This window comes from Bacilli bacterium, from assembly GCA_035326105.1.
GTDB lineage: Bacteria > Bacillota_I > Bacilli_A > RFN20 > CAG-826 > UBA7706.
In genome coordinates, this window is the sequence record DAOKYO010000001.1 from 458,596 (window position 1) to 483,510 (window position 24,915).

Below are 24,915 nucleotides of genomic sequence, written 5' to 3' on the forward strand. Positions count from 1 at the left end.
TTATGAAGAAAATTTTCTCGGCATTGCTTGTTACATGTCTTCTCACGGGATGCGGAGGTGGTGAAATGTCATCAGCATCGTCAAATTCTTCTTTTCCCTCAAGCCAGGAAACAGAATATAACAATCCTGTTTGGGAGCCGGTTTTAGCAGATCCTTCAATTATCCGCGGAGAAGATGGAGTGTTTTATGCCTATGGTACATCCGATACCGCCAGATGGGGAAATGATTACGGATTGAAGTATGTACCAATTCTATCTAGTGTCGACCTCGTTCATTGGGAATTCCGTAATTCCGCTTTTCCCAAAGCTATCGATACACCTTCTTGGGGAACTATGGGAGCCGGAATTTGGGCTCCTGATATCGTTAAGATCGGTGATAACTACCTGCTGTATTACTCACTTTCCACCTGGGGTGATGCGGATGCCGGCATCGGAGTGGCAATCGCAGACAATCCTTTAGGACCATTTGTCGATCAAGGCAAACTTTTCCGCAGCAGCGAAATTGGAGTCGCTAATTCAATCGATCCAAGTGTCTTTGTTGATGATGATCACGTCTATATGGCTTGGGGATCATTTGTTGGCATTTTCCTCATTGAATTAACAAGTGATGGCTTGGGACTTTTAAATGGTATTGATTATCAAAACAGCCATAAAGTACTTTTGGCAGGGACGACGGGTGGTTTTAATTTAGGAAACTATGAGGGTGCCTACTTAAGAAAAATCGGCAATTATTATTATTTATTCTTATCAACGGGAAGTTGCTGCGCCGGGTTCAGTTCCACCTATAAAGTAGTAGTCGCGAGGGCGGAATCAGTCGGTGGACCTTATCTAGACGAAGAGGGAAACGATATGGCGAATGCTCAAAATCGGGGAACCCTAGTGGTTACCGCCAATGAGCGCTTTGTCGGAGTGGGTCATAATGCAATTATTGAAGATGATGCAGGGGATTACTACCTTGTTTATCACGGATATGACAAGACTAAAGATCCAAAAGAAGGAACAACCAATCGGAGATCGCTTTTAATTGAAGAACTTCTGTGGACTGACGGATGGCCACATACGAAAGATTATGGAACGAGTGAAAATGCCCGTTATCCAGTTATAAATCAATAGGAGAAAAATATGAAAAAACAACTTATTTTAGCCACTTTGCTGCTGGTGCTGTCATCATGTGGCACTACCGAAAAATCTTCGGCAGATGGAAGCAGCGAGGGGAATTCAACTTCGCAAGGCGAAGTATTGATTACCTATGGAAATCCGATCACCGGTGCTGACGGGGTTGCGATGCGTCAGTTGGTAGCAGATTTTAATGAAGCTTATACCGGACAGATCAAAGTCACCGAAACTTTTACTCCGGAAACGGAATACTATCAAGCTCTTTCTTTGTCGATTCCGATGAAACGAGCTTTCGATGTAGCTTTAATTCATTCCTATAAGATTCCCAATTTTGCAATTAAAGATTACTTAACTCCTCTTGATGATTTAATTACCGATAATGGCATTGACATTAAACGGGAAGATTATCTGCCGGATGTCTTTGATGCGATGAAATATAATGATCAACTCTATGCAGTTCCGTTGGATATTCACACAGTCGTTCTTTATTACAATAAGGATCTGCTTGATCAGTATTATGACGGTCACGTTCCTACCAATCGGGCGGAATTAATCGCGGCTGCCAGTTCAATGCCCAATACCCCTAGTGGTGGATGGGGACTTCCATTATCAACCGCCTGGCCGAGTGAGTATATCTATACGACAGCTTTATACCAAAACGGAGGCACGGAAGTCGATTCTGAAGGCAATCCTGCTTATAACACAGCCGCGGGACTTGCTGCTTTAAAATCGGTGACGGATTTAATTCATCAATACCATCTTTCACCTTTAAATGTCGGTGTTGATTCCGATCTTATGACCTTCAATCAAGGCAAGGCAATGTTTCACATAAATGGTGACTGGATGCTTAACTCGGTTTTGGATTCGGGGGTTAATTTTGGAGTGGCGTCGCTGTCTAATATGTTTGTTGACACCCCAACCGCTGTTTCTGATGAGATCGCCAGTCGTTCACACTCATTCATATTACCTAACGGACGAGGAAATGCTGCGAAGCAAAAAGCATCTTTGACTTTTATCAAATATATGACGGAGCACGCTTCTTTATGGGCCGAAAAAGGTGGGCACGTACCGGCTAGTAACATAGCGCGGGCAACTCCGGAATATGCTGCCCTACCTTATCACTCACATTATGGCGATGTGAATAGTTTTACGTTAAACGCTCCTTCTCCATATTATTATGAAGCCTACTCGCCGGTGTTCTCTCGGTTGACTACGGCTTTAAGCCGTTCCGATTATGATGGTTCCTCTCTGCTTCAAGAAGCATATGAAGAGGGAATTGAACTGGTTGCAGAAGCCCGAGCTAACGAATAGGAATAAATCCAATGACCGCTTTAGCTAAAAGCAAAATAAAGAAGAACTTTAAGAAATATGGCACCGTAGGGCTATTGCTTTCTCCCTACCTTGTGGCTTTCATCACTTTCTTTATTGTCCCTTTCTTTTACGGAATATTTATCAGTTTCTTCAAGTGGGATTATTTTGATCCGGGAAGTCGTGTTTTCTTAGGGTTTGGAACGGGTTCCAATTATTGGACATTACTCTTTTCCGGCTCACAAAGAAGTTCGGACTTTCTTAATTCAATCAAAAACACCTTATTATTTGTCTTTATAAGCGTCCCTCTTTTAATCATTATCCCTCTATTTATCGCTATTTTATTGGATAATGAACCAAAGTTTTACAAAGTATTTAGAGCAATATTTTTCTTACCTACCGTTTTGTCGGTAACGGTTGTTTGCCTTATATTTCGTTGGCAGTTTGATTCCAACAATGGATTTGTAAACGGAATTTTAAACCTGTTTGGAATTAACTCCGTTTCGTGGCTGAACCAGCAACCTTTTTCTTGGATAGCCATTCTTGTCACCACTATTTGGTGGACCATAGGAACGAATGTTGTTATTTTCTCTGCCGGTTTAAAAGATGTCGATAAGCAACTCTACGATGCGGCTTCAATCGATGGTTGCGGTTACTTCAACAGCATTATCCACATCGCTATTCCCGGGATTAGAAATCAGTTGTTTTTAGCTCTTTTCACCTCGGTTATTTCATCGTTTAACCTTTATGGACAATCGGCATTATTGACCGAAGGCGGGCCGGAAAAATCGACCACTTCGGCGACGATGTGGATTTATGGATTGGTCTTCGATACGACGAAGGGCGGTCTTGCTGCCAGCGCGGCGATTATATTTGGCTTTTTAATTTTGCTGGTCAGTGTCACGCAGTTCATTTACCAACGAAAGGCGGAAAAATAAATGGGACTTACAAAAAATAAAAAAATCAGAAAAAGAGTCTCATTTTGGATTTTACTGGTTCTTTCCGCAATTTGGATTTTACCTTTGCTATGGATGTTTGGCACCTCTTTTAAATCCCCAAGCGATATTGCCGATCATGTTTTATCAATAATTCCCTATCATCCAACCCTGGATAATTATATACGGCTATTTCAGGATATGGATACTTATCCAATTTTTCGGTGGTTGGGAAATTCATTGATGGTTTCGACTATTTTTACCGCTTTATACAGCGTCATTGTGTTTTTTGCCGGATATGTATTCGGGGTTTTAAAGTGGAAGGGAAGGAATGTAGTCTTTGGCTTAATTCTTATCACGATGGTCATCCCAGGAATAATAAATTTAATACCGTTATTTCAGATGATTAATCAGTTTGGTTGGATTCCACAATATAGCGATACCGGTCAGAATTACTTTCTTGTCTTCCTTAATTTTATTCTTCCGGGACTAGGAGGAACATTTGGATTATTTATTGTGCGTCAGTTTTTCCTTTCGATACCCTATGAATTAATTGAGCAGGCGCGAATTGACGGAGCAAGTGATTTCAAAATACTTTTCAAAATAATTTTCCCCCTGGGAAGAAGCGCTATTCTCGTCGCCGCCCTCTTCGCTTTTATCGGAAGTTGGAATGATTACATGTGGCCAACAATCATCGGTACGATATTTGGTGAAACGGACTTTTATTTACTACAGACAGGCCTTGCCACGATGCAGGGTTCAAACAACTATGACTATGGATTTGTAATTGCTGCCACCGTCTTGTCAATTATTCCTATATTGATCGTATTCCTTTTTGTTCAATCAAAGATAATCGACGGTGTGGCTAGAACAGGAATTAAATAATTATGTTAAATCGTTTTCCACGGCCTTCATTCTTACGAAAAAAATGGGTTTCCCTTAATGGAACTTGGCATTTTGCTTTTGACGATGACAATATTGGAGTTAGGGAACAATGGTATTCAAATAAAGACAAGTATCCACTGTTGATTAATGTCCCATATACTTTTGAAACACAGTTGAGCGGAATTAACCGCCAGGAACATCATGACCACGTTTGGTATTATCGCGAGCTTAATCTAAGACGTGATAAAAGTAACCCGGTGGTTATTCTTCACTTTCAAGCGGTGGACTACAGCTCAAAGTATTATTTAAATGGTGAGCTTGTTGCCGAAAATATCGGTGGGCAAACGCCAATTTCAATTGATATCAGCGATAAATTAAACTATAAGAACGACGTTATTTCCGTTTACGTCGAAGACAAAATGGAAAATAAAAGCCAACCCCGGGGAAAACAATATTGGAAAGAAAAACCGGAGATTATTTGGTATAACCGAACCACGGGTATTTGGGGCAGTGTTTGGGCGGAGTATCTGCCTACCGATCACATAACCCAGGCCAAGATCACACCCCTTTACGATGAAGGAAAGGTGAGCATTGAGCTCTTTGTCAATAATCCCGGACGACCATATATGATAAAAGTCGCAGGCAAGACGATTAAGGGGATAGCTTCTGATCAGAAAACCAAAATATCGATAGAAGTTTTTAAAGATATAAATGTCAAAAAAAGAAAATCTTGGACTCCGGAACATCCTTTCTTGTTTCCAATTATATTTTGCTACGGAATAGATAAGGTTAAATCTTATTTTGGAATGCGAAAAGTTGAAGCCAAGGCGGGAAGAATTTTATTAAATAATGAACCATATTTTTTAAAGATGGTGCTTGATCAAGGATACTATCCAAAGTCGCTTTTGACGGCACCATCCTATAAGCAACTGAAAAAAGACATTTTAATGACCAAGGCAATGGGATTTAATGGTGCCCGTCTTCACCAAAAAGTCGCGGATGAATGGTTTCTATATTATGCCGATAGATTGGGCTATATCGTATGGGGAGAAGACGCCAGCGGCTACGAATTTAACGATGAACTGGTAAAAAGCCAAATTAACGATTGGAAACGAATTGTCGCGCGTGATTATAACCATCCATCAATTATCGCTTGGATTCCTTTAAATGAGTCATGGGGAGTTCCCGATATTTCTTATGACAAATCTCAGCAGCAGTTTTCCGTTGATATCGTAAATACTATTAAAGAAATGGATCCGACTCGACTGGTGGTATCTAATGATGGTTGGGAACAGACCATCGGCGATCTATGTTGCATCCACAACTATAACCATGGTCAAAGAAGCGATGAAGAGAAGCAAAGGAAGTTTTCTAATGATATTTCGTCGGTGGAAAAGTTGATTGCTTCTACTCCCGCCAAGAAAAAAATCTACGCTGACGGATATGCGTATAAGGGACAACCCATAATTCTAAGTGAATTTGGGGGCATCGCCTATAACTCAAATAATGGTTGGGGATATACATCGGTCAAGAACAGCAATGAGCTCTTGGAAGAATACGCGAGAATTATAGATGCCGTTAAAAATTCTTCTGGTCTAGCGGGGTTTTGCTACACGCAATTAACCGACGTGCAGCAAGAGATAAATGGGTTATTAACGTTTGATCGCAAGTATAAGATCAAACCTAATAAAGTCAGAAAAGTTAATTCGTCTATCGCGAAAGGAGGACCGCGATAAAACCGTCGAGGCTTTGTTGAAAAAAGGTTTAATGAAAGGAGATTCCATGAAAAACTTTAAACTTTTATCGCTTTTAGCCGCTTTAGTTTTAGTGGGATGTGGTGGCAATAATACGAGTTCCGAGAGTTCGTCTGAATCAATCTCAACCTCAACCCCATCTTCCCAAACTTCGAGTTCTTCTGAGACCCCAGTCCCGGTCCCGGTTGACTTGATTTCTATTTCTGCTACAAGTCCCGTTGATCTTTCAGAAAGTGAAGCCAGTCCTGTGTTTTTAGAGGCCGGCGTCAGTTTTGATCTTGCAATCGGATACTTACCAGAAGACGCGAGTAATAAGGAGGTTTCATTTGCCGTCAGTAATGATCGCGCAACGGTCACTACCGAAGGAAGTGTCACTATCGCTAGTGACTACTCAAATTTGGGAGCTTTCTTTATTACTATTAGCCCATCCGATGTCCATGCTTCTGACTTGGTGTTCTATTTTGTTTCCGTCCTCCCGGCGAACATTATTCACGAAGGATCAGCTGAAGAGGCCATTGCGAGCCCGGGCACAGTCTATTATGAAGCCACTTCGGAAGTTGAGGTAACTGAACGCACCCAAGAAGAAGGCGTTTATACTCTCAGATATGTTGTTGGTGAGTCGGAGGAACTCCAAGACATTCATTTCTATTTAGAAAATGCCCAAGGAGTAGCCGGTTCTTACTATTATCTCACACTGACACTAAACTCCCGCATAACCTTCACTGGTAGCGTAAATGGAGTTGAACAAGTGTTTGTTCGGGATGACAATCAAGTCGCTTTGACTTTCCAAGAAGGAGAAGCCGTATCATTGGTGATTTCGGTTGTTCCGTTGGATGAGAGCGTAGGGGCCGCGGATAATATTATTGTTATTTCGGATATTTCTTTTGAACTCAAAGTATTTGACTCTCCGGAAGAAATCACAATTGATGGTGATGTTTCCGATTGGGAAAATACCATGGCCTATTTCGTGAATTATCGGGGAGTATGGGGAGTTACGGCTAATACTGCCCATAAGAGTGTTAAGTTTGCGGCTGCATTGACGAGCACTGGCTTAAAACTTGTGGCTATCGCTCATCACGATGTATTGAAGACAACCGAAAATGCCTGGTGGAAAAATACCAACTTTGAATTCTTCATCAATGGTGGAAACCAATACTGGGTTACGGCGGGACCAGAAGGACAGCAGAAGGCAACGGTTGATCAAAAATCGGTCGTTACCATAGAGAATCCAGAACATGAAAATGGCGGAAGCGTCTATATTACCGTTATGGAAGCTTTTGTTTCTAATGCCAACTTACCGGCCAATTCGGTCGTCGCCGGTGAAATTCGTGTTGGGGTTGCCTGGAAAACAGAGGGTGATGTCAATACAGGTGGAGAAGCGGCCGGAGGCGGTGAGGATTCTTATTGGGTTCCGAAGGGAACCTGGACAAATAACTCCGATCAGCCATTTGTCGACGTCAATGGGTTCCATAAGAACTCGGGTATCAATTTTACCCCGACAACCTTAACAATTGATGGTGACTTATCGGATTGGGAAGGCTACGACGCTTACACGACCAATTCAGTTTATTTACAAGGAACGGATGCCAGTGCTCATAAAGATGTTACTTGGTATGCAATGCTCGTTGATGAGGGATTGTTCCTTGCCGTAAAAGCCCATCATGATACATTTATTAACGATGCCTCCTCATGGTATCAAAATACCAATTTTGAATTCTTCGTTAACGGAGTCCAAAGTTATGTTAACTCCAAAAACGAACATACCACCGGTAACGGTGTCATGGTAAGCAGAGAATATACGGAAGGTGAAGCGGCATATGAAACTATCGCTGAGTATTTTATACCGCATGCCTATTATGGAACGGCGACCAGTGTCCGCATTGGATTTGCTTGGAAGACACCAGGCGATGTTATCTATGGCGGTGGTGGTACGGGTGTTGGTGGTGGTGATGATTGGTGGTTTGTCGCCGGTCATACGCTGAACAATCAGGCGCAAGCCTTCTATGTTTACGAAGACGGAATTTTTGAATCAGCAAAAGCTTAATAGAAAGGTGAAGGCTGTCCTTTTGGGCAGCCTTCCTTAATAATGAAATATCGTAAATTTTTATCCTTTATGCTCGTATTGGTTTTCACCTTTATTTCTGGTTGCAGCGGAGCTAATACCTCTATAGAGACTTCTAGTCTAAAATTTAGCGTTTATCAAAATCCAATTACCGATTATGAATTTGCTGATCCAAGCGCCTTTTTAGACGACGATGGCTACGTATATGTTTTTGCAACCGAAGGTGGCTATATAAGGACAAAAGACTTTAAAACCACCGAATATGTGGGCAATGTATTCTTTACCAGTGGGACACCCTTATGGGGATCAAACGGAGCGCATATTTGGGCACCGCACGTGGTCAAAATAGAGGAATACTATATTTACTATTATTCTCTTTCCGCCTGGGGTGATGCCAACCCGGGAATCGGATATTGTTATACGACCGATTTATATGAAGGAATATGGACTTTAGGAGAAAAACTCTTTTTATCAAGTGAAATAGGAGTCAATAATTCAATCGACCCTTTTGTTATTGTAGAGAACAACCGAGTTTATATGACCTGGGGAAGCTTTTCGGGGGTATATCTGATTGAACTTACCGCCGATGGGCGAAGTTTATTAGGCGGAATTGATGAAGCATATCACAATAAAATCAAAATTGCAGGTAATTTTGAAGGCTCTTTTATCTATAAAAAAGAAAACAATTATTACTTATATCTTAGCCGCGGCGGATGCTGCAACGGCTTATCCTCTAGTTATGAAACTGTCGTTTTTAAAAGTGATAATCTCAAAGGACCTTATCTGGACGAAAATGGCGTTGACGCGATAAGCGGAGGAGGAAATCTTGTTCTTACCTCGAGCGCCTATTTCCGAGGACCGGGACATAATGCCATTTATAGCGATTCAGAGGGAACGGACTGGATTATATATCATTCCTATAATCTGGACTCTCCCAACAGACGTTTATTAATGATCGACCCACTACATTATGATGAAAATGAATTTCCGGAAGTCGAGGGGAAAGTCCCATCTTTTGGAAACGAGAAAGGACCGGCATATTATGGCAAAGATTAAAAATATATCTCTGATCTTTACGATGACATTGCTACTTTCGGGATGCTATTTTTCTGATGACTCAATCCCGTCATCCCTGATTGATTCTTCCATAAATAGCAACACTGATTCAGGTTCATACAATACTTCGTCTAGTGAAAATAATTCGCTTTCAAATTCGGACAGTATAAGCGAGACAACCAATTCTTCATTGGTTACGAGCGATGATAATTCAAGTGGTAAAATAACCAGTGTTTCTTACAGGAATCCTATTCTTATAAATCAAGGTGAAGTAGCGGACCCGACAGTTTATTTTGATGAAGAAACAAATATGACCTATTTGTTTTCAACCGGGGCTAAGGGATTTAGCTCGTATAATCAAGTCAGTTTTTCACCTTTGCCCAATTCGACATATACCAATGGTATTCCTTCGTGGGGAACGACGGGAAACGGATATTGGGCATCCGAGTTTATTAAAATAAAAGATAAATATCTTCTCTATTATTCCTTGTCAACATGGGGGGATAACAACCCGGGAATTGGCGTTTCCTTTTCCTTGACCCCATATGGTCCCTTCACCGATCTGGGACCCTTATTTCGTGATAATGATATCGGAGTTAACAACTGTATTGATCCGGAGGTTTTTATTGCTCAAAACGGCAAAGTGTATATGATTTTTGGTTCCATGCGAGGAAATTATTTGGTTGAATTAACCGATGACGGACTATCGCTTTTTAATGGTTTAAATTTTCAAAAAGAACACAAAATCCGCGTTGCGGGACTGGACACTTCCGTTGGATGGACAGCTAATACCTATGAGGGGGCAAATGTATTTTATAAAGAAGGATATTACTATTTGCTGCTGTCAACGGGATCGTGTTGTGAAGGCGTAAACTCAACCTACAAAGTGGTGGTTGGAAGAAGCCAATATCCGGTGGGTCCATATTATGATAAAAATAATCGAATTATGACCCAGGGTGGAGTTGGCTCCGTAGTAATTGAAAAAGGAAATGGCGTCAGCGGCCCGGGTCATCATTCGTATTCGATTGATGCTAATGGTGATTATTGGATGTATTATCACGGCTATCGCGACACGGATGATGACTATCGAGTCCTGTTCTTGGATAAGATTGTTTTTGATGCAGAAGGGTGGCCATATATCGAAGGCAAAGTTCCTTCAGTAACCCGGCATCAGGGGCCGGCGTATTACGTAGATTATTAGGAGGTAATATGAAAAAAGGAATAATATGTATTCTAGTTCTTATGCTGGCCAGTTGTGGGGAAGGAAACTCTTCAAGTCACGGTTTATCCTCTTCATCTTTTGAAAGCGAATCGTCAAGTATAAGTTTTGACTCTTCTTCGGAAGATGATAAAATTCTCGTTTCTCAAAAGTATCGTAATGCCGTATTTGATTCAAATCTCCCCGATCCATCAATTGTCAAAAGTGTCGAAGATGGGTATTACTATGTTTTCGGAACGCGCGATCGCCCGATTAGATCATCGGACTTAGTTAATTGGGAACTATCCCCCAACGTTATTTTTCCCACTAAGCCAAAGTGGGGAACCAACGGAGCCAATGTGTGGGCACCGGACGTTAAAAGAATTCAAGGACAATATGTCATGTATTACTCGCTTTCCGTTTGGGATGATATCAATCCCGGAATCGGCATTGCGACGGCAAGCGATTTGGCCGGACCGTGGACGGATTTAGGCAAGTTGTTTTTAAGCGATGAAATTGGAGTTAATAATTCCATTGATCCCATGGCCTATATTGAAGAAGACGGAAGTGTCTATTTAATTTGGGGCAGTTTTCGCGGAAATTATGTCATTCGTCTTACTGATGACGGACTCGGTTTTTATGATGGAAGTGTTCAAGCCGCCCGTGATAATAAAATAAGAATCGCCGGTAAAGATACGGCATCCGCTTTTGATGGGTCCACGTTTGAGGGCTCCTACATTATAAAAAAAGATGGCAAGTATTGGTTTTTTGGCAGTTCGGGAGCTTGCTGCGGCACTCCCTTCTCCTATACGCTGAAAGTTGGCGTCAGCGAGAGTCTCCCCTATTTAGATCTGCAGGGGCGGGACTTAAAGACGCCAGATACGGGAAGTTACGTTGTAAAAGGCAACGCTCAATGGGAGGCTACCGGACACAATTCGATAATGGTGGACGATGCTGGCAATTATTGGACGTTTTATCATGGGTATCATAAGGACGATCATTCAAAGGGAAGAGTTCTCTTAATGGATAAACTGCTTTGGGATAACGGCAGCCAAGGTTTTCCCCATGTTTTTGCCGACGTTCCCTCAAACAATTTAAAAGACGGACCTAGTTTGTTTACCGACAATATCTGACCTGTTTAATAAATAGCGGGCTCAATTAAACTTTTCTTTTCGTATTTAAAATCCCAAGTTATTCATAATCGGTTATTTACTTTTCTGGTGCATAAAATGAGAGTCGAAATCAAATTGAGTTGTTTAAAACAGATAAACACTTATAAATTCTTTCATTAAATTGTGGTGGCTTCGCTTGAAGTTAATTCTTAATTAGCATATATAAATCAAGAAATTATTGCTTGAAACTATAAGATTATATCAAAAAAGCAAAGAAAACTTATGTTTTTTCTATTGACAACGTTTACATATTAGTTTTAATATATGGACGTAGGAAAACGTTTACATATTTAACAAAGGAGAAATAATATGAAGAAAACGTTAATTTTTGTAGTGGCAGCTAGCTCGGCATTGTTGCTGGCCGGATGCGGAGGAAATGGTGATAGCTCATCATTAAAAGAATCTTCTGTGACAAGCGAAGAGCCGGTTACTTCGACTACTTCTGAAGAAACAACATCAGAAGCGCAACTCCAGGAAATTTATGATTACGAGTTTGACAGTCTAGAAGACGTCGATTCCCTCGCTCTTCCTACGCTTATGGAAGGAACGGGAATTGTTGTAAAAGAAGGTGGCTATGCTTCAACCGTGAAAAACGGCGATCTTGAAGAGGGACCTGCGGATAATTGGACCTTTGTTTCCGGTGGCTATGATCACGATGCGGCTAACTTTATTTTAGAAACTAAAGTTAAAGCTGTCAGTGCGGATATGGAAAACAACACTGCCGTAGCTTCAATTCGTATTTCTTACGATTGGACGCTGGACGCTCAACTCAACATCGGTGTAAAAGAAGGCGGCTGGTCGGGAGTTATGGTATATACTCCAGACGGAACAAATTTGGGAGCGAGCAACGATCCGGCAAAAGGCGGTTTGGCTCCCAATCTTACTTTGAATCCGGATACCTATTACACTTATAGTATTCAGGTTATTCGGGCGGATGACTCACATTCAGATGTTACTATTTCAATTGATGGCGAGGCTGTCATCTACTTGCCGGGTCTCAGCAAAATTGATGCCAATGCGGCACATATAATGGGAGCTGGTCAAGGGTCACACCTGAATTGGGATTATTTTAAACTTTCAAAGGTTATCTAAAAGCGAAAAAAAGGCTTCCAGGATTTTTCTGGAAGCCTTACTAATCAGTTGACCGGCGAACTATTAACTCAGGCTTAATTTTAATATTTACCGCCTCATCAGAAGATGAATTTCCGTTTTCTAATTTGGTCATTATATTCTCAACCGTCTGCTCGTATATCTGTTTAATCGGTTGAGCGATGGTGGTGATCCCCAGCAGTTTAAGCCAGTCTAGATTATCGAAAACAACCAAAGGCAGATTTATGCCCAGTGAATTCATGGCCTCAATTGCATTTAAACCAAAAGTGTTTGTGCCGGCGATGATGGCATCGGGTTTAAGACGATCAATAAGTTCAGTTAATTTAGCTTCAATCGAATTGCCGATTTCAAATCTTTGAATTAAATCTTCATTGACTTGAATAGAGGCTTCTTCTAAAGCCCGTTTATAGCCTTTAGAACGATTGGGAGTAAACGGGAGTTTTACGGAGACAAGCATAATACGCTTATATGAATGGGCGACTAAATGCTTCGTAGCCAAATAAGCTCCATAACCATCATCCACACAGATCGAGTCGATTTCCGGATAGGCGGAACGAAATAATTGCAAAAGCGGAATATCTCGTCTTTGGGTAATATCGACTAAATCTTGATTGGTGTTGGAAATCGGAGTGAAAATAATGGCATCCACCTTGCTTGAAAGTAAAAATTGAAAACAATCCCTTTCGGTAAGTGAATTTTCAAAAGAATAGGAAATAATTACGCGATAGCCAAATTTCTTAAACTCAACAATCAAGTTTTCTAAAACCATGTTGTAAAAGAAATTCTTAATATCAGAAACAATTATTCCGATTGTGTTGGATTTACCATTTTTTAAATTTTGGGCATTCGAGTCGACAATATAGCCATGTTCCTTTGCTACTCGATGGATTAAATCGCGCTTCTCTTTGGATACGTAACCCGTATTTCTGAGTGCGCGCGAAGCGGTTGCAACGGAGACATTGCATGCCTTGGCAATATCCTTAATATTTATCATTATATGGTCCTCCTTAATATTTTCACTCATTTCTTTGCAAAATGCAAACGTATACACAAAAAGAGGAATTCTTATGCAACATATCTTTTATCGGCCAAAAGATGGCTATCTATGCGACGTTATACCCTTTGTTGACGGACAAAAGGTGTTTTTATACTATTTACATGATTATCGCGATATCCAAAAATACGGGGAAGGAACCCCGTGGCGAGTTCTGACTTCAACGGATTTCCTTCATTTTGAATCTCTTGGAGAGGCGATAGCTCGCGGATCAAACCTTGAGCAAGATTTATTTGTCTTTACGGGTTCGGCGATTAAAAAAGACGGTCAATATATTATTTTTTACACCGGTCATAATCCGCATTTTTTAGGGCAAAAACCGGTTCAGGTTATTCTTAAAGCCACGAGTAAAGATGGGATTCATTATCAAAAAGATTCAAACTTTTCTTTTTCTCATCTGGAAGCCTACTCACCCGATGATTGGCGGGATCCATTTGTGTTTTACGATGAAAAAAATAATATATATAAAATGCTCATTGCGGGAAGAAAAAAAGATGCGATTCGAAGAGGGGGACTCACTTTGTGTTTTGTCTCCGACGATTTAAATGCCTGGAAACTCGATTCAGAGTATTACGCGCCTGATTTATATTTTACCCATGAATGCCCGGATACTTTTATTGAGAACCGGAGGCAATTCTTAATATTTTCGGAATTCAGCAAGGATCGAGTCAGTCGGTATGTCTACTCTGATGATGATGGAAAAAATTGGCAAGCAGGAAAAACGGAAGTACTGGATGGAAGAGCATATTACGCGGCCAAGACGTTAAAATATGACGGTAAACGGTATTCATTTGGCTGGGTTCCCACCAAAAACAAAGACGACGACAATGCCGATTGGCAGTGGGGAGGGACACTTGTCGTTCATGAATTATTTGTCGAAGAGGGGGAACTTTTTGAACGGCCGATTCCGGCGCTTAGAAAATTAATAGACGAGGTTGAACCGATTATATACGGTGATTATAAAGTAAGTTCAGGATCGGGAATGAAACTTTTTACTCCAAAGAATCATAACCTAGGTTGTTTTTCCTTTGACTTTAAATTTTTGAAAGAGGGAGGCAGTGTTGCCCCGATCCTATGCTTCAGTGATAAGAAGGACGAAGGATATGAGTTTGAAATATCCAGTACCGGAATCCGATTTAATCTTTATCCCAATCCCGAATGGCATTTTGCAAATTTTGTTGGGGTCGAGAGGCGAGTAATTGTATCCCCCAACATCCAGCATCACCTAGATGTTTTTATAGACAACGATATTTTTGTCCTTTATTTAGATAATCACATAGCGTTATCAACCCGCATCTATAGCAGAGAAGGAAATAACTTGGGAGTTAAAATTGAAAATGGAAACGTTATAGTCAATAACATCGAATACCGAAATTTTGAGGGTGAATCTTTATGAAAGCGGTGGTTGGAATTGATCTAGGAACATCAGGAGTCAAAGGAACAATCTTTGACTCGCAGGGGCAAGCTTTAGTTAGTGATAGTGAAGATTACGCTTTAACTCAGGTAAAAACCAATTGGGCCGAAGAAGATCCTCGCGAATGGGAAAAAGCGACACTGAATATGCTGCGGCGCCTTTTAAATTTATTTTCAGAGCCAAAGAAAGATATTATTGCCATCGGATTAACCGGTCAAATGCACGGCTTAGTTTTGCTAGATAAGAAAGATCAGGTTTTGCGTCCGGCTTTACTTTGGTGTGATTTGAGAAGTGAAGGCATAAGTGAGGAATTAATTACAAAATATGGAAAAGATTTTTTTCTAAAACGCACGGGCAATTTGCCGATTGCCGGTTTGACTTTGGCAAAACTGTTATGGATAAAAAAATACGAGCCGGATATTTTCTCGGCGATTGATAAAGTAATGCTGCCCAAAGACTATATACGATACATGCTTACCGGTAAACATCAAAGTGAATTAAGCGACTTATCCGGAACGCAGTTTATTAATTTCATAACCAAAGATTATGATGAGGATATTTTGAATATTATCGGTTTGCCGCGACATGTCTATCCAACAATTATCGCCAGTTATGATAATGGAGGGACCATAAAGAACAGCATTGCAAAAGAATTGGGTCTCAACGCAGAAGTGATAGTTGCCGGAGGAGCATCCGATCAGGCTGCAAACGCTTTGGGTGTCGGGGTAATCAAGAACAAAGAAGCATCCATTTCGATGGGAAGCAGCGGTGTATTTTTAGCAATAAGCGATAAGTTTTCATTCAATAGCAGTGGAAAGAGTCAAACTTTCATTCATGCGGACGGACACAATTTTTTAACAATCGGCGTAACGCAGGCATGCACGACCTCTTTAAACTGGTTTATTAGTACTTTTTATTCTGAAATCGAGGATAAAAAGACGGCAATCAACAGAGTAAATAGCGATGCAAATGGCAGCCCAACCGGCAGTAATGGAGTAATTTTTCTTCCTTACTTGATGGGCGAAAGAACACCGCACCTCGATGCTAATGCCAAAGGGATTTTCTTCGGCTTAAATACCAATGTGCATCGAAGTGATATGGCGCGAGCGGTAATGGAAGGGGTGGCCTATTCAATTAAGGACTGTGCATTGGTTGTTTTAAAAAATCAATCGATCAAACAAATTGGAATCGGCGGGGGTGGAGCCAAAAGCCCCCTATGGCGGCAAATTGTCGCGGATACTTTAGGCTTAAAATTGGATTTATCATCGGTAAGTGAAACCGGTTGCTTAGGGGCAGCAATCTTAGCTATGATCGCCGCCGACATTTATCCCAACATGGATAAAGCGGTCGAAACTATTTTTTCCAAGTCAAAGACTTCGGTGATACCCAACAAAGAAAATAATCTGATATATCAGGAAAATTTTTTGGTTTATCAAGGAATCTATAAGCAACTTAAAACGCTTTTTAGATAAATATTTATTTAAGAAAGGACTTATGATATACTCAATGTGTAAACGATTACACATCAAAAAATGGAGAACGTAATATGAAAAACAAATTACTGAAAATTCTATTATTATCGACAGCTTTATTAGTCAGCGGTTGTAATCAAGGAAGCGAAAATACCGAAGCTTTAACTTTCAATATTTTATCCAACTGGGATAAAGTCGGAATGAAAAACCATCTTAATAGTGGCTCTAATGTGGGACCAATTAACTGGTTTTCAGTTGAGTCGCTTGTTCAATACGTGCGCTCAACCGATGAAATTTTTTATATTCTCGCAAAGAGTGTGACACATAATAGCAACCATACTTCCACCATTCGTCTTCGGGAAGACGCAAAATGGCAGACCGGAGAGGATTTCGTATCGGATGACGTTATTGGTTATTATTATTTGAATCAAGGGGAAGTAACAAATTATATTCAATCATTTACAAAGATAAGTGATAAAGAATTCATAATTAATTGGAAGGAAGCTATGGAACCTAATGACCGCGTTAAGACGCTTCTTTTGGCGGTAGATCGTTCCGGTAGTGTCCAATACAGCATTTTTCATCAATTTGTGGATAAAGCCAAAGAGGTACTCGACAATTCTCCTTCGGCTCCAGAAGGATATACGGGCTGGGCTCCTTTTGGTCATTTGGCATCACAAAATGACCAAACGGTATATCTACAAAACTATACGGAGTTTAAGGCATTTAATCCTTCAACCTTTGTCGCTACCGGTCCTTATATGCCCTATAAGCAAAGCGAGACGGAAATGATTCTTATTCGCAATGAAAACTATTGGGCGCGGGAGAATTTGAAGTTCAAATATATTAAAGCGACCAACTCGCTTTCGGATTTAAATCAGATCTATTCCATGCTCCAAAGCGGAAAAATAGATTATCAGGATGGCTTAGCGCCAGAAAACACATTAAATGCAATTATTAATAATAATCCGAATATGGCCCACTACAAGATGTTTGATCCAGGGGCGATAGGGATAGTTTTTAATCTTAATGCTAAAAAGAAAACTGGTCCTAACGGAGAAAAAGAAGCTCTTTGGACGGATAAAGTGCGGGAAGCATTCGAGTATATTTTTGACCGTGATAAAATTAAAGACTCAGGGAATCCTTATGCGGTCACCTCCTATTATTCGATGATGTCTATGGCCCCAAGCGAAGCTAAAGTTTACATGAGCGATGAAAATTTTAATCGCTTACCAAGTTATAATCATGACGAGAGTAAAGCCACGCAGTTATTACAGGAAGATGGGTGGAATAAAGAGGGGGAGTCGTGGTACAAAAACGGCGTAAAAATGAGTTTGACCCTTCATTATGATGGCTCTCACCCCGGACAAAGCGGAGCTGCTATTGCCGCCCAAGCGGCTTTAAATGCCTTTGGTATTGATTGTACTCTTAAGAAGGCGAGTGACTTTAATTCGTGGTTAGGGAGTGCATCATCGGCGGCTTTTGCTCAGGATATGTCAATGTGCTGGACGGATTTAAATATGTCTTTCTCCTATCCAACCGGTTCGTTTATATATTTCTATAAAGATATCACCGCCAAAGTATTACAATTAGAAAAGTATACGGCCGACGATGCGCCTGATTCATCTTACATCGGCAAGTATAAACTTCAGTTGGAAAAGTCTGATGGCAGCGGTTATTTCTATCCCAGTGATGTTTTGGATGGAATGTATTGCCTCAGTGATGAGGAATTGACATCGACCGTCGATGACCTAGTTTTAGGATTAGCCAAAAAGAATTATGGCGTTCAAATGTATCAAAATGTAACCGGCTCGTTTTTTAACAAGGCCAAAGTCGGCGGATTACCCAACAGTGATCTTTGGGATACAAATAGGAATATGACTTACGTTCCCAACAAGAGTGATAATTATGATGATTTTATGGCATACGGAAAACTAAATTTCTATTATGCTTACGCTTCAAGTTTTATCAGCGGAATGCTCTACCCAACGATAAGTGAGAAATAAAATGATTAAAAAGGTCTTTCACTCAATAATGGCTGGAATCAAATGGTTTTTCTTTCGCTATCGTTTCTTATGGCAGCGAATTGGAATCGCTATTTTGACTTTATTTCTTACGACGATTTTAACTTTTATATTAGTAAGATCCATGCCCGGAAGTTTAATCGATTCCTATGCCCTTGAATTAGCGGCCCAAAGAAACATTACTTTGGAAGAGGCCCGGCGCCTGGCTATCCAAATTTTGAATTGGAATCCGGATGAGAGCATGTTTCATCAGTTTTTCCGATATATCGGAGGATTATTGCAGGGCAATCTCGGCAGTTCGATGTATATTGACGGCTTAACCGCGAATGATGTTATTAAAAAGACTCTCCCATGGACATTATTTGTTGCTACGATTGCCTTGGCGATTTCCTTTTTTATCGGAACGGCAATGGGAACGCGCTTGGCTTGGAAACGCAAGGGAGCAGAAGAGGTTATTTCTTCCTCCTTTATTGTCATAACCTCTTCGATTCCCGACTACCTAATCGGCCTGATTCTTCTATACTTTTTAGCCTATCAGAATAAAATATTTCCCAGTAACGGAGCCTATGATTTAATGGTAGCCAGTCCGGGATTTAATATCCAATTTATCATTAGTTGTTGCTATTATGCTTTTTTGCCAATTCTAGCTTATTCGCTGGCCCAAATTGGAGGCTGGGCCTTATCGGCTAAAGGTAGCGCGGTCGGAGTTTTGGGCGAAGATTATATCAACGCGGCTAGAGCCAGAGGACTGCCTAACAAGATTATTATTCGCCGATATTTGAAGCGGAACGCCTTATTGCCGTTGGTTACATCGTTAGCCATTACTTTTGCCTTTCTATTTGGCGGCTCGCCCGTAATGGAATCAATTTTCAACTATCCAGGCATCGGACAACAATTTTCCATATGCATCGGCCGGAGAGACTATTTTATGGTGCAGGGAATACTTTTCTTTATCAGCGTGGTAGTAATTTTTGTCAATTTAGTAGCCGATTCAATTTATTCATTAATTGATCCGCGGATAAGGAAGGGATAAGTATGAAACGTGCAACTGAAAATTTTCAAAGGGCGCTAAGCAAAGTAAAATCAATTTTAAAAAGATTTTTAGTAAAATTTAAACAGACGTTTTTTTCCAATGGAAAGTCAAGTGTTGGAATGGTCATCTTGCTTGCGTTTATCCTAATTGGTATTTTCGGTCCTTTAATTTGGCCATATGATCCGGAAGTTGTTTATGAAAACCATTTGGCCGCTCCTTCCTGGGAGCATTTATTGGGGACGGACAACATTGGCCGAGATGTTTTTCGACAACTGGTTGCCGGTACAAACGATGTTTTAGCAATCGCTTTTTATACCGCGATTATTTCAATTTCGGTGGGCGTGATATTTGGTCTTATATCGGGATTTGCCGGAGGAATCGCCGATCGAATCATCCAGATGATTACCAATGTTTTTCTTACGATTCCATCATTACCGATTTTTCTGATTTTGGCCTCGCTTTTTACCATTCGAAGTTCACTTGGACTGGCCCTCATTCTTTCGCTTTTTTCTTGGGCAGGCCTATGTCGATCAATTCGAGCGCAGGTCATGACGTTAAAGGAGCGGGATTTTATTCAAATATGTCAAGTGATGAACTTATCGAAGGCGCACATAATCTTTAAGGAGATTATGCCTAACGTGGCCTCATATATTCTGGTTAATTTTATTTTAGCCATGAAAAACGCCATTACGGGAAGTGTGGGCATAATGATTTTGGGCCTAGCGGCTTTTGAGCCGACAAACTGGGGAGCAATCCTCGTCACGGCCAAGGACTATGGAGCATTAATTGTTCCCGAGGCCCGAATCTGGCTTTTTTCTCCAATCGTCTGTATTGCCCTTTTTCAATTAAGCGCCATTCTCTTATCTAATGGGCTTGATGAAACATTTAATCCCCGTCTGAGGAGAAATTAATTATGGAATATCCATTTGTATTTGAAACGAAAAATATCTGTATCGACTATCAGCTGAAAAAATACTCTTTGCGTGCGGTTAATAAAGTCTCGCTTGCAATCCATAAGGGAAGTATCACTGCGCTTGTGGGTGAATCCGGTTCGGGGAAAACGACAATCGCCACTGCATTAATAAACTGTATTTCCGAACCCGGAAAAATTGTCGAAGGAGAAGTCCTCTATTATCACGATGGAACATATAATCATCAATTCGGCAATGCGGAGCGAATTGATGAGCATACCTTTGTAACCCATGTGGAAAAGATGGACAACCAACAATTGAATTTTTTCCGTTGGCTAGAGGCATCGATGGTATTTCAAGGAGCTCAAAGTGCGCTTAATCCTCTGATGACAATTTTTGAGCAGTTCTTTGAGACGATGCGTGTTCACCAGCAAACACCGATGCCCTATAAAAAGTTCAAAGAAAAAGTTGAGAGACGTTCGCGCGAAGTCCTGGATATCGTCAATCTTGACAGCGATCGCGTCCTTAAGATGTATGCCCATGAATTAAGCGGCGGAATGAAGCAGCGGGTAATGATAGCTTTTGCGCTTTTACTGCAACCGAAGTTTATTATTCTCGATGAACCAACAACTGCGCTGGACGTTATAACGCAAGATTATATTTTTAAAATTCTTCAAAGAATTAATCGTGAACAAGGAATAACAATGCTCCTTTTAACCCACGATGTCGGAATTGTTGCTAAGTTTGCCGATTATGTCGGGGTTATGTATGGCGGACAACTTATGGAATTCGGAACCACAACGGATATTTTCAAACAAAGACTGCACCCGTATACAGATGGGCTTATTTCCTCGACACCTTCAATCATCGCCGATGTAAACAAGTTAGAATCCATACCAGGAAATCCGGTCGACATCCGTAACTTACCGCCGGGATGTGTTTTTGCGCCCCGTTGCCATAAATGTTTTCATCGTTGTGAAATAGAACGGCCTCACCGCCATTATTTCCCCAATGGGCACCAAGTACTTTGTCATTTATATTCTGACAAAACGAAAGGAGATAGCCATGAATAAGGAAGTAATCTTAAGTCTAAAAAACGTTAATGTCGTGTTTTCAAAAGTGGGTAAATACGGTATTAAAGAGCATAATTTTCATGTGCTAAAAAACATCAATCTAGATATCCATTCCGGAGAAATAGTTGCCATTGTCGGGGAATCGGGTTGTGGTAAAACAACACTGGGCAAAATAATCACCGGATTACTGAAGCCCTCTAAGGGCGAGGTTAAGTATCGAAACAATAATGTATATGGCTTTTTTAAAAAAGATTTTCAAACCTTTCGTAACGATGTTCAGTTTATCCAGCAGGATTCCTATGCCGCGCTTAACCCGGTTCGGACAATTTTTCAGTCTCTTTATGCTCCGATTCATGCGCATCATCACGATTATTCGCGGGAGCAAATAAATAGGCGCATAGAAGAATTATTAGGATTGGTTGGGCTTTTACCGGCCGAACAGTTTCTAGACAAATATCCCCATCAATTATCCGGTGGGCAGAGGCAAAGAATTCTGATGGCGCGAGCCCTTTCGCTATCACCGAAGTTAATTGTAGCCGATGAGCCGGTATCGATGATTGATGTTTCAATGCGGTTATCGATTCTAAAATTAATGGCCAATCTAAATCGGGAATTAAATATTGCTTTCGTGTATATAACGCATGATTTAGGAACCGCAAAGTTTATAGCCGATGAAGGCAATGTTGCGGTTATGTATTTAGGACAAATTGTTGAATTTGGCCCGATCAGAGATTTTATTAAACGACCGCTGCACCCTTATTCGCAGGCCCTTATTTCGGCCGTTCCTATTCCCGATCCGCAAATAGCGCGGCAAGTTAAGGAAATTAAAATCAAAGGCATGGAGATGTCTTCCTTAGAAAATCGTAATGGTGGATGTCCCTTTTATGCTCGGTGTCCATATTGTCACCCGGATTGTAAAGATGATAAGAAAGAGTATTTAACTGTCGGCAAGATGAAGGTACTGTGCCCCTATTATGAGGAGATATTAAATGCGAACAAAGATATATAGCTATGTTGTCCGTGCTTCATTAATCATCGGGCTGATGTCCCTAATTTTTTGCTTTTTGACAGATGCCGGAAGCGCTGAATTCTATATTTCGGTTATCTCAACAATTATTAATGCCGGGGTTTGTCTTATATCGGCAATCTTGTTAAGAAAGGAGATCTATAATGGAAAAGATGAAACGTAAATTTCTTTTACCGGCGATGGCGACTACTTTACTTGTTTTATCAGCCTGTAATGGTTTTGGAGGTTCTATGGGAACTACTAGCGACAATCAATTTATTCCAACTACCCCGTATGAGAGTATTTACCAAGGTTATCGAACGACGAGGTATGAATACATTTCGCCTTTAAGCCCGCAGATGGCAGAACAGGGTTATATTCAAAATGATCAGCAAGGCCATAATAATTGGTTTTATCAATTTGAGAATTCAGCCGGAGAAGGGGAAATGATATGGCAGAACAACCGTTGGGAAAATCAATCCGCTTATATTGACGGAAAGATTATGAAGTCAACGTCCGATGTTAGCGCGGTAAGGCGGTATGTCGTAAAAGAAGGCGGGGAGGGAACCGTAAATATTTTTGGACGTATTATTCCAGTTGATAGTCCAAATAAAAACGGTTTTCTTTTGGTTAAGAAAGAATCATTAGTTCTTAAGCGCGTACCCTTAAACGGAGATGAAAAAGATGGACGGTTTTTTTCCTTTACTACCTTTGTGCAAGGCGGAGACAAGCTTGATTTTGTTTTGGAAGGGAATCTTGAAATTAGCTTCAATCCGATTTTAAGTTATGGAAATTTGACGTTTGATTCGCTTCATCAAGATTTGACCGGAACTTTTGAAAATGGCAAAGTTAAACATTACGGGGATGTTCATCCTTATTACGCTAACGGAAAAATGTATATGTATTATCTGGCGACCAATGGAAACTATGATACCTTACTTACCGATAGCGGAAATATGATTAACTTTGCTCCTAACGAAGGGCTAAGAAAAGATGGAACAAATGGGCCGACGGCTCCTTATTATGTTTTGGGAATTACTAAAGAAGGGGATGAATATCGCTCTCTTTTTGGTTATAGCAGCAGCGTCATATTTGGATCAAAAAGTAAAGATCTTTTAGTTTGGGAAGATGGTCAGGGCGTAGATGATAATTTCGTAACGACCTTCTTGCCTAGAGTTTCTTATCCGGGAGGGGCCCGCGACCCATATGTATTTTATGATCCGGATACCAATCAGTATCGCGCGATATATTTAGGCTACTATAATAATAAATTTTATGAAGGACAAAATCCCAATGATTTTGACTGCGGGCTTTCAGTTGTGACCTCAGTCGGAGATAGTATGGCTTACTGGCAAGATCAGCAACGGGAAGTTTTGCGCTTTGATAATGCGGGGGCATCCAAACGCGATGAACCAGAATGTCCGCAAATGATGAAGATAGGAAATCGCTGGTATATATTCGCTTCCTTATACGGGCAGTCGGTGCATGGAGTCGGTGCTCTATCCTATTGGACAGGAGAGGCAAATAAGACAATCGACAAAGCAAATTTCTTATCCAACGGTGAACGACGGCTCGATGGCGAAGATTTATGCGCAGCACAATTGGTTCAGGTTAACGATCGGGTTTATATGTTTGGCTGGATTCCTCAAAAAGCCGATGCCGGTGATTGGGGAGGGGCGCTTAATATCATGCGGGAAGTCTATCAAAAAAGTGATGGATCGTTGGCTACAAGGCTAGATCCTTATATGACAAATTTATTAAACGGAGGTCTTTTATTTTCCTCTTTAAACGATGAAAGTGCTATTAGTAATCAATATGATGTTGAGGACGGAGTTATACATTTTACCGATGTCACAACCAGCGAAACAGGAATTTCCGCCCATCCTTTACACACGTTTATGATTCCCGACACTTACTCCCGAACAATGCTCCAGTTTAAAGTTGAAAAGAAAGATTCTAGTCGCTTTGGATTTCGACTTGATAGCGAAAATTCTACCAAGTACAGTGCCGGAATAATTGATGTCGATGGCAAGCAAATTCAGTTAATTAAGAAAACTTCGGGAGGAATTCAAACAAGAAGTAAATTATCCAATATCGAGTTAAAAGACGAAGTCAATGTGAAAGTTATTATCGAAGGAACTTTTGTCGAACTATTTATTGATGACCAATATTCGCTTACAGGAAAAATGGATAACGTTGAACTTCAAGACTTTACAATTTCGCTTTTTGCGGACGACCAAGCGGCTTTAATTAAAGATGTAAGGGTATCTATGTTAACTCCGGGTCAGTACGTATACTCCCTATAAAGTCATAAAAAAACTGGAAGTCCATCA

The 24,915-nt window shown here is 40.7% G+C and carries 20 protein-coding genes; 19 read left to right on the forward strand and 1 reads right to left on the reverse strand.

Annotated elements, in window-relative coordinates; translation table 11 throughout:
• Window positions 1–2: 2 nt before the first annotated feature.
• From PKC96_02065 to PKC96_02110, 10 genes are all read left to right on the forward strand, one after another.
• Window positions 3–1,112, forward strand: coding sequence for a family 43 glycosylhydrolase (locus PKC96_02065; GenBank protein ID HMM00113.1), 1,110 nt, complete (start codon window positions 3–5; stop codon window positions 1,110–1,112).
• A 9-nt stretch (window positions 1,113–1,121) separates the two neighbouring features.
• Window positions 1,122–2,426 (forward strand): extracellular solute-binding protein, encoded by a 1,305-nt coding sequence (locus tag PKC96_02070; protein ID HMM00114.1) that lies wholly within the window; start codon window positions 1,122–1,124, stop codon window positions 2,424–2,426.
• Window positions 2,427–2,437: 11 nt separating this feature from the next.
• On the forward strand, window positions 2,438–3,361 hold the full coding sequence (locus PKC96_02075; GenBank protein HMM00115.1) for a sugar ABC transporter permease: 924 nt from the start codon (window positions 2,438–2,440) through the stop codon (window positions 3,359–3,361).
• Entirely contained in the window at window positions 3,362–4,243 is an 882-nt protein-coding gene (locus PKC96_02080) for a carbohydrate ABC transporter permease (protein ID HMM00116.1), read from the forward strand.
• Between the two features lie 2 nt (window positions 4,244–4,245).
• Window positions 4,246–5,979, forward strand: coding sequence for a glycoside hydrolase family 2 TIM barrel-domain containing protein (locus tag PKC96_02085; protein ID HMM00117.1), 1,734 nt, complete (start codon window positions 4,246–4,248; stop codon window positions 5,977–5,979).
• A 46-nt stretch (window positions 5,980–6,025) separates the two neighbouring features.
• Complete coding sequence (locus tag PKC96_02090; GenBank protein HMM00118.1) at window positions 6,026–8,041, forward strand: hypothetical protein; 2,016 nt, start codon at window positions 6,026–6,028, stop codon at window positions 8,039–8,041.
• A 42-nt stretch (window positions 8,042–8,083) separates the two neighbouring features.
• Complete coding sequence (locus PKC96_02095; protein HMM00119.1) at window positions 8,084–9,115, forward strand: family 43 glycosylhydrolase; 1,032 nt, start codon at window positions 8,084–8,086, stop codon at window positions 9,113–9,115.
• Window positions 9,102–10,316 carry a family 43 glycosylhydrolase gene (locus PKC96_02100; GenBank protein HMM00120.1) on the forward strand — a complete coding sequence of 405 codons (1,215 nt, stop codon included), beginning with the start codon at window positions 9,102–9,104 and terminating at the stop codon, window positions 10,314–10,316. The genes PKC96_02095 and PKC96_02100 overlap by 14 nt, the downstream gene beginning before the upstream one ends.
• A gap of 8 nt (window positions 10,317–10,324) precedes the next feature.
• Window positions 10,325–11,446, forward strand: a complete 1,122-nt coding sequence (locus PKC96_02105) for a family 43 glycosylhydrolase (protein ID HMM00121.1) — start codon at window positions 10,325–10,327, stop codon at window positions 11,444–11,446.
• 348 nt (window positions 11,447–11,794) lie between these two features.
• Window positions 11,795–12,577: a hypothetical protein gene (locus tag PKC96_02110; protein ID HMM00122.1), complete on the forward strand. Its 783-nt coding sequence runs from the start codon at window positions 11,795–11,797 to the stop codon at window positions 12,575–12,577.
• Window positions 12,578–12,617: 40 nt separating this feature from the next.
• Here the strand turns inward: PKC96_02110 and PKC96_02115 are convergent, their stop codons facing one another.
• Complete coding sequence (locus PKC96_02115; GenBank protein ID HMM00123.1) at window positions 12,618–13,589, reverse strand: LacI family DNA-binding transcriptional regulator; 972 nt, start codon at window positions 13,587–13,589, stop codon at window positions 12,618–12,620.
• 73 nt (window positions 13,590–13,662) lie between these two features.
• On the opposite strand from PKC96_02115, the gene PKC96_02120 reads away from it, so the two are divergent.
• The 9 genes from PKC96_02120 (at window position 13,663) to PKC96_02160 (ending at window position 24,888) form a co-directional block, all read left to right on the forward strand.
• Window positions 13,663–15,045 (forward strand): glycoside hydrolase family 32 protein, encoded by a 1,383-nt coding sequence (locus tag PKC96_02120; protein HMM00124.1) that lies wholly within the window; start codon window positions 13,663–13,665, stop codon window positions 15,043–15,045.
• Window positions 15,042–16,535: a xylulokinase gene (gene xylB / locus PKC96_02125; GenBank protein ID HMM00125.1), complete on the forward strand. Its 1,494-nt coding sequence runs from the start codon at window positions 15,042–15,044 to the stop codon at window positions 16,533–16,535. Before PKC96_02120 ends, xylB begins: the two co-directional genes overlap by 4 nt.
• A gap of 74 nt (window positions 16,536–16,609) precedes the next feature.
• Complete coding sequence (locus PKC96_02130; GenBank protein ID HMM00126.1) at window positions 16,610–18,541, forward strand: ABC transporter substrate-binding protein; 1,932 nt, start codon at window positions 16,610–16,612, stop codon at window positions 18,539–18,541.
• 1 nt (window position 18,542) lies between these two features.
• Window positions 18,543–19,592: an ABC transporter permease gene (locus PKC96_02135; protein ID HMM00127.1), complete on the forward strand. Its 1,050-nt coding sequence runs from the start codon at window positions 18,543–18,545 to the stop codon at window positions 19,590–19,592.
• Between the two features lie 2 nt (window positions 19,593–19,594).
• Complete coding sequence (locus PKC96_02140; GenBank protein ID HMM00128.1) at window positions 19,595–20,503, forward strand: ABC transporter permease; 909 nt, start codon at window positions 19,595–19,597, stop codon at window positions 20,501–20,503.
• A gap of 2 nt (window positions 20,504–20,505) precedes the next feature.
• Complete coding sequence (locus PKC96_02145) at window positions 20,506–21,576, forward strand: ABC transporter ATP-binding protein (protein ID HMM00129.1); 1,071 nt, start codon at window positions 20,506–20,508, stop codon at window positions 21,574–21,576.
• Entirely contained in the window at window positions 21,569–22,585 is a 1,017-nt protein-coding gene (locus tag PKC96_02150; protein ID HMM00130.1) for an ABC transporter ATP-binding protein, read from the forward strand. Before PKC96_02145 ends, PKC96_02150 begins: the two co-directional genes overlap by 8 nt.
• Window positions 22,566–22,766 (forward strand): hypothetical protein, encoded by a 201-nt coding sequence (locus PKC96_02155; GenBank protein ID HMM00131.1) that lies wholly within the window; start codon window positions 22,566–22,568, stop codon window positions 22,764–22,766. The genes PKC96_02150 and PKC96_02155 overlap by 20 nt, the downstream gene beginning before the upstream one ends.
• Window positions 22,747–24,888 carry a hypothetical protein gene (locus PKC96_02160; GenBank protein HMM00132.1) on the forward strand — a complete coding sequence of 714 codons (2,142 nt, stop codon included), beginning with the start codon at window positions 22,747–22,749 and terminating at the stop codon, window positions 24,886–24,888. The genes PKC96_02155 and PKC96_02160 overlap by 20 nt, the downstream gene beginning before the upstream one ends.
• Window positions 24,889–24,915: the final 27 nt, after the last annotated feature.

Bases quoted from the DNA above. Each gene is read 5' to 3' on its own strand.
- PKC96_02145 (HMM00129.1), top strand. From the start codon at position 20,506: ATGGAATATCCATTTGTATTTGAAACGAAAAATATCTGTATCGACTAT.
- PKC96_02080 (HMM00116.1), top strand. From the start codon at position 3,362: ATGGGACTTACAAAAAATAAAAAAATCAGAAAAAGAGTCTCATTTTGG.
- PKC96_02130 (HMM00126.1), top strand. From the start codon at position 16,610: ATGAAAAACAAATTACTGAAAATTCTATTATTATCGACAGCTTTATTA.
- PKC96_02075 (HMM00115.1), top strand. From the start codon at position 2,438: ATGACCGCTTTAGCTAAAAGCAAAATAAAGAAGAACTTTAAGAAATAT.
- PKC96_02095 (HMM00119.1), top strand. From the start codon at position 8,084: ATGAAATATCGTAAATTTTTATCCTTTATGCTCGTATTGGTTTTCACC.
- PKC96_02155 (HMM00131.1), top strand. From the start codon at position 22,566: ATGCGAACAAAGATATATAGCTATGTTGTCCGTGCTTCATTAATCATC.
- PKC96_02160 (HMM00132.1), top strand. From the start codon at position 22,747: ATGGAAAAGATGAAACGTAAATTTCTTTTACCGGCGATGGCGACTACT.
- PKC96_02140 (HMM00128.1), top strand. From the start codon at position 19,595: ATGAAACGTGCAACTGAAAATTTTCAAAGGGCGCTAAGCAAAGTAAAA.
- PKC96_02110 (HMM00122.1), top strand. From the start codon at position 11,795: ATGAAGAAAACGTTAATTTTTGTAGTGGCAGCTAGCTCGGCATTGTTG.
- PKC96_02070 (HMM00114.1), top strand. From the start codon at position 1,122: ATGAAAAAACAACTTATTTTAGCCACTTTGCTGCTGGTGCTGTCATCA.
- PKC96_02085 (HMM00117.1), top strand. From the start codon at position 4,246: ATGTTAAATCGTTTTCCACGGCCTTCATTCTTACGAAAAAAATGGGTT.
- PKC96_02100 (HMM00120.1), top strand. From the start codon at position 9,102: ATGGCAAAGATTAAAAATATATCTCTGATCTTTACGATGACATTGCTA.
- PKC96_02135 (HMM00127.1), top strand. From the start codon at position 18,543: ATGATTAAAAAGGTCTTTCACTCAATAATGGCTGGAATCAAATGGTTT.
- PKC96_02115 (HMM00123.1), bottom strand. From the start codon at position 13,589: ATGATAAATATTAAGGATATTGCCAAGGCATGCAATGTCTCCGTTGCA.
- xylB (HMM00125.1), top strand. From the start codon at position 15,042: ATGAAAGCGGTGGTTGGAATTGATCTAGGAACATCAGGAGTCAAAGGA.
- PKC96_02120 (HMM00124.1), top strand. From the start codon at position 13,663: ATGCAACATATCTTTTATCGGCCAAAAGATGGCTATCTATGCGACGTT.
- PKC96_02090 (HMM00118.1), top strand. From the start codon at position 6,026: ATGAAAAACTTTAAACTTTTATCGCTTTTAGCCGCTTTAGTTTTAGTG.
- PKC96_02105 (HMM00121.1), top strand. From the start codon at position 10,325: ATGAAAAAAGGAATAATATGTATTCTAGTTCTTATGCTGGCCAGTTGT.
- PKC96_02150 (HMM00130.1), top strand. From the start codon at position 21,569: ATGAATAAGGAAGTAATCTTAAGTCTAAAAAACGTTAATGTCGTGTTT.
- PKC96_02065 (HMM00113.1), top strand. From the start codon at position 3: ATGAAGAAAATTTTCTCGGCATTGCTTGTTACATGTCTTCTCACGGGA.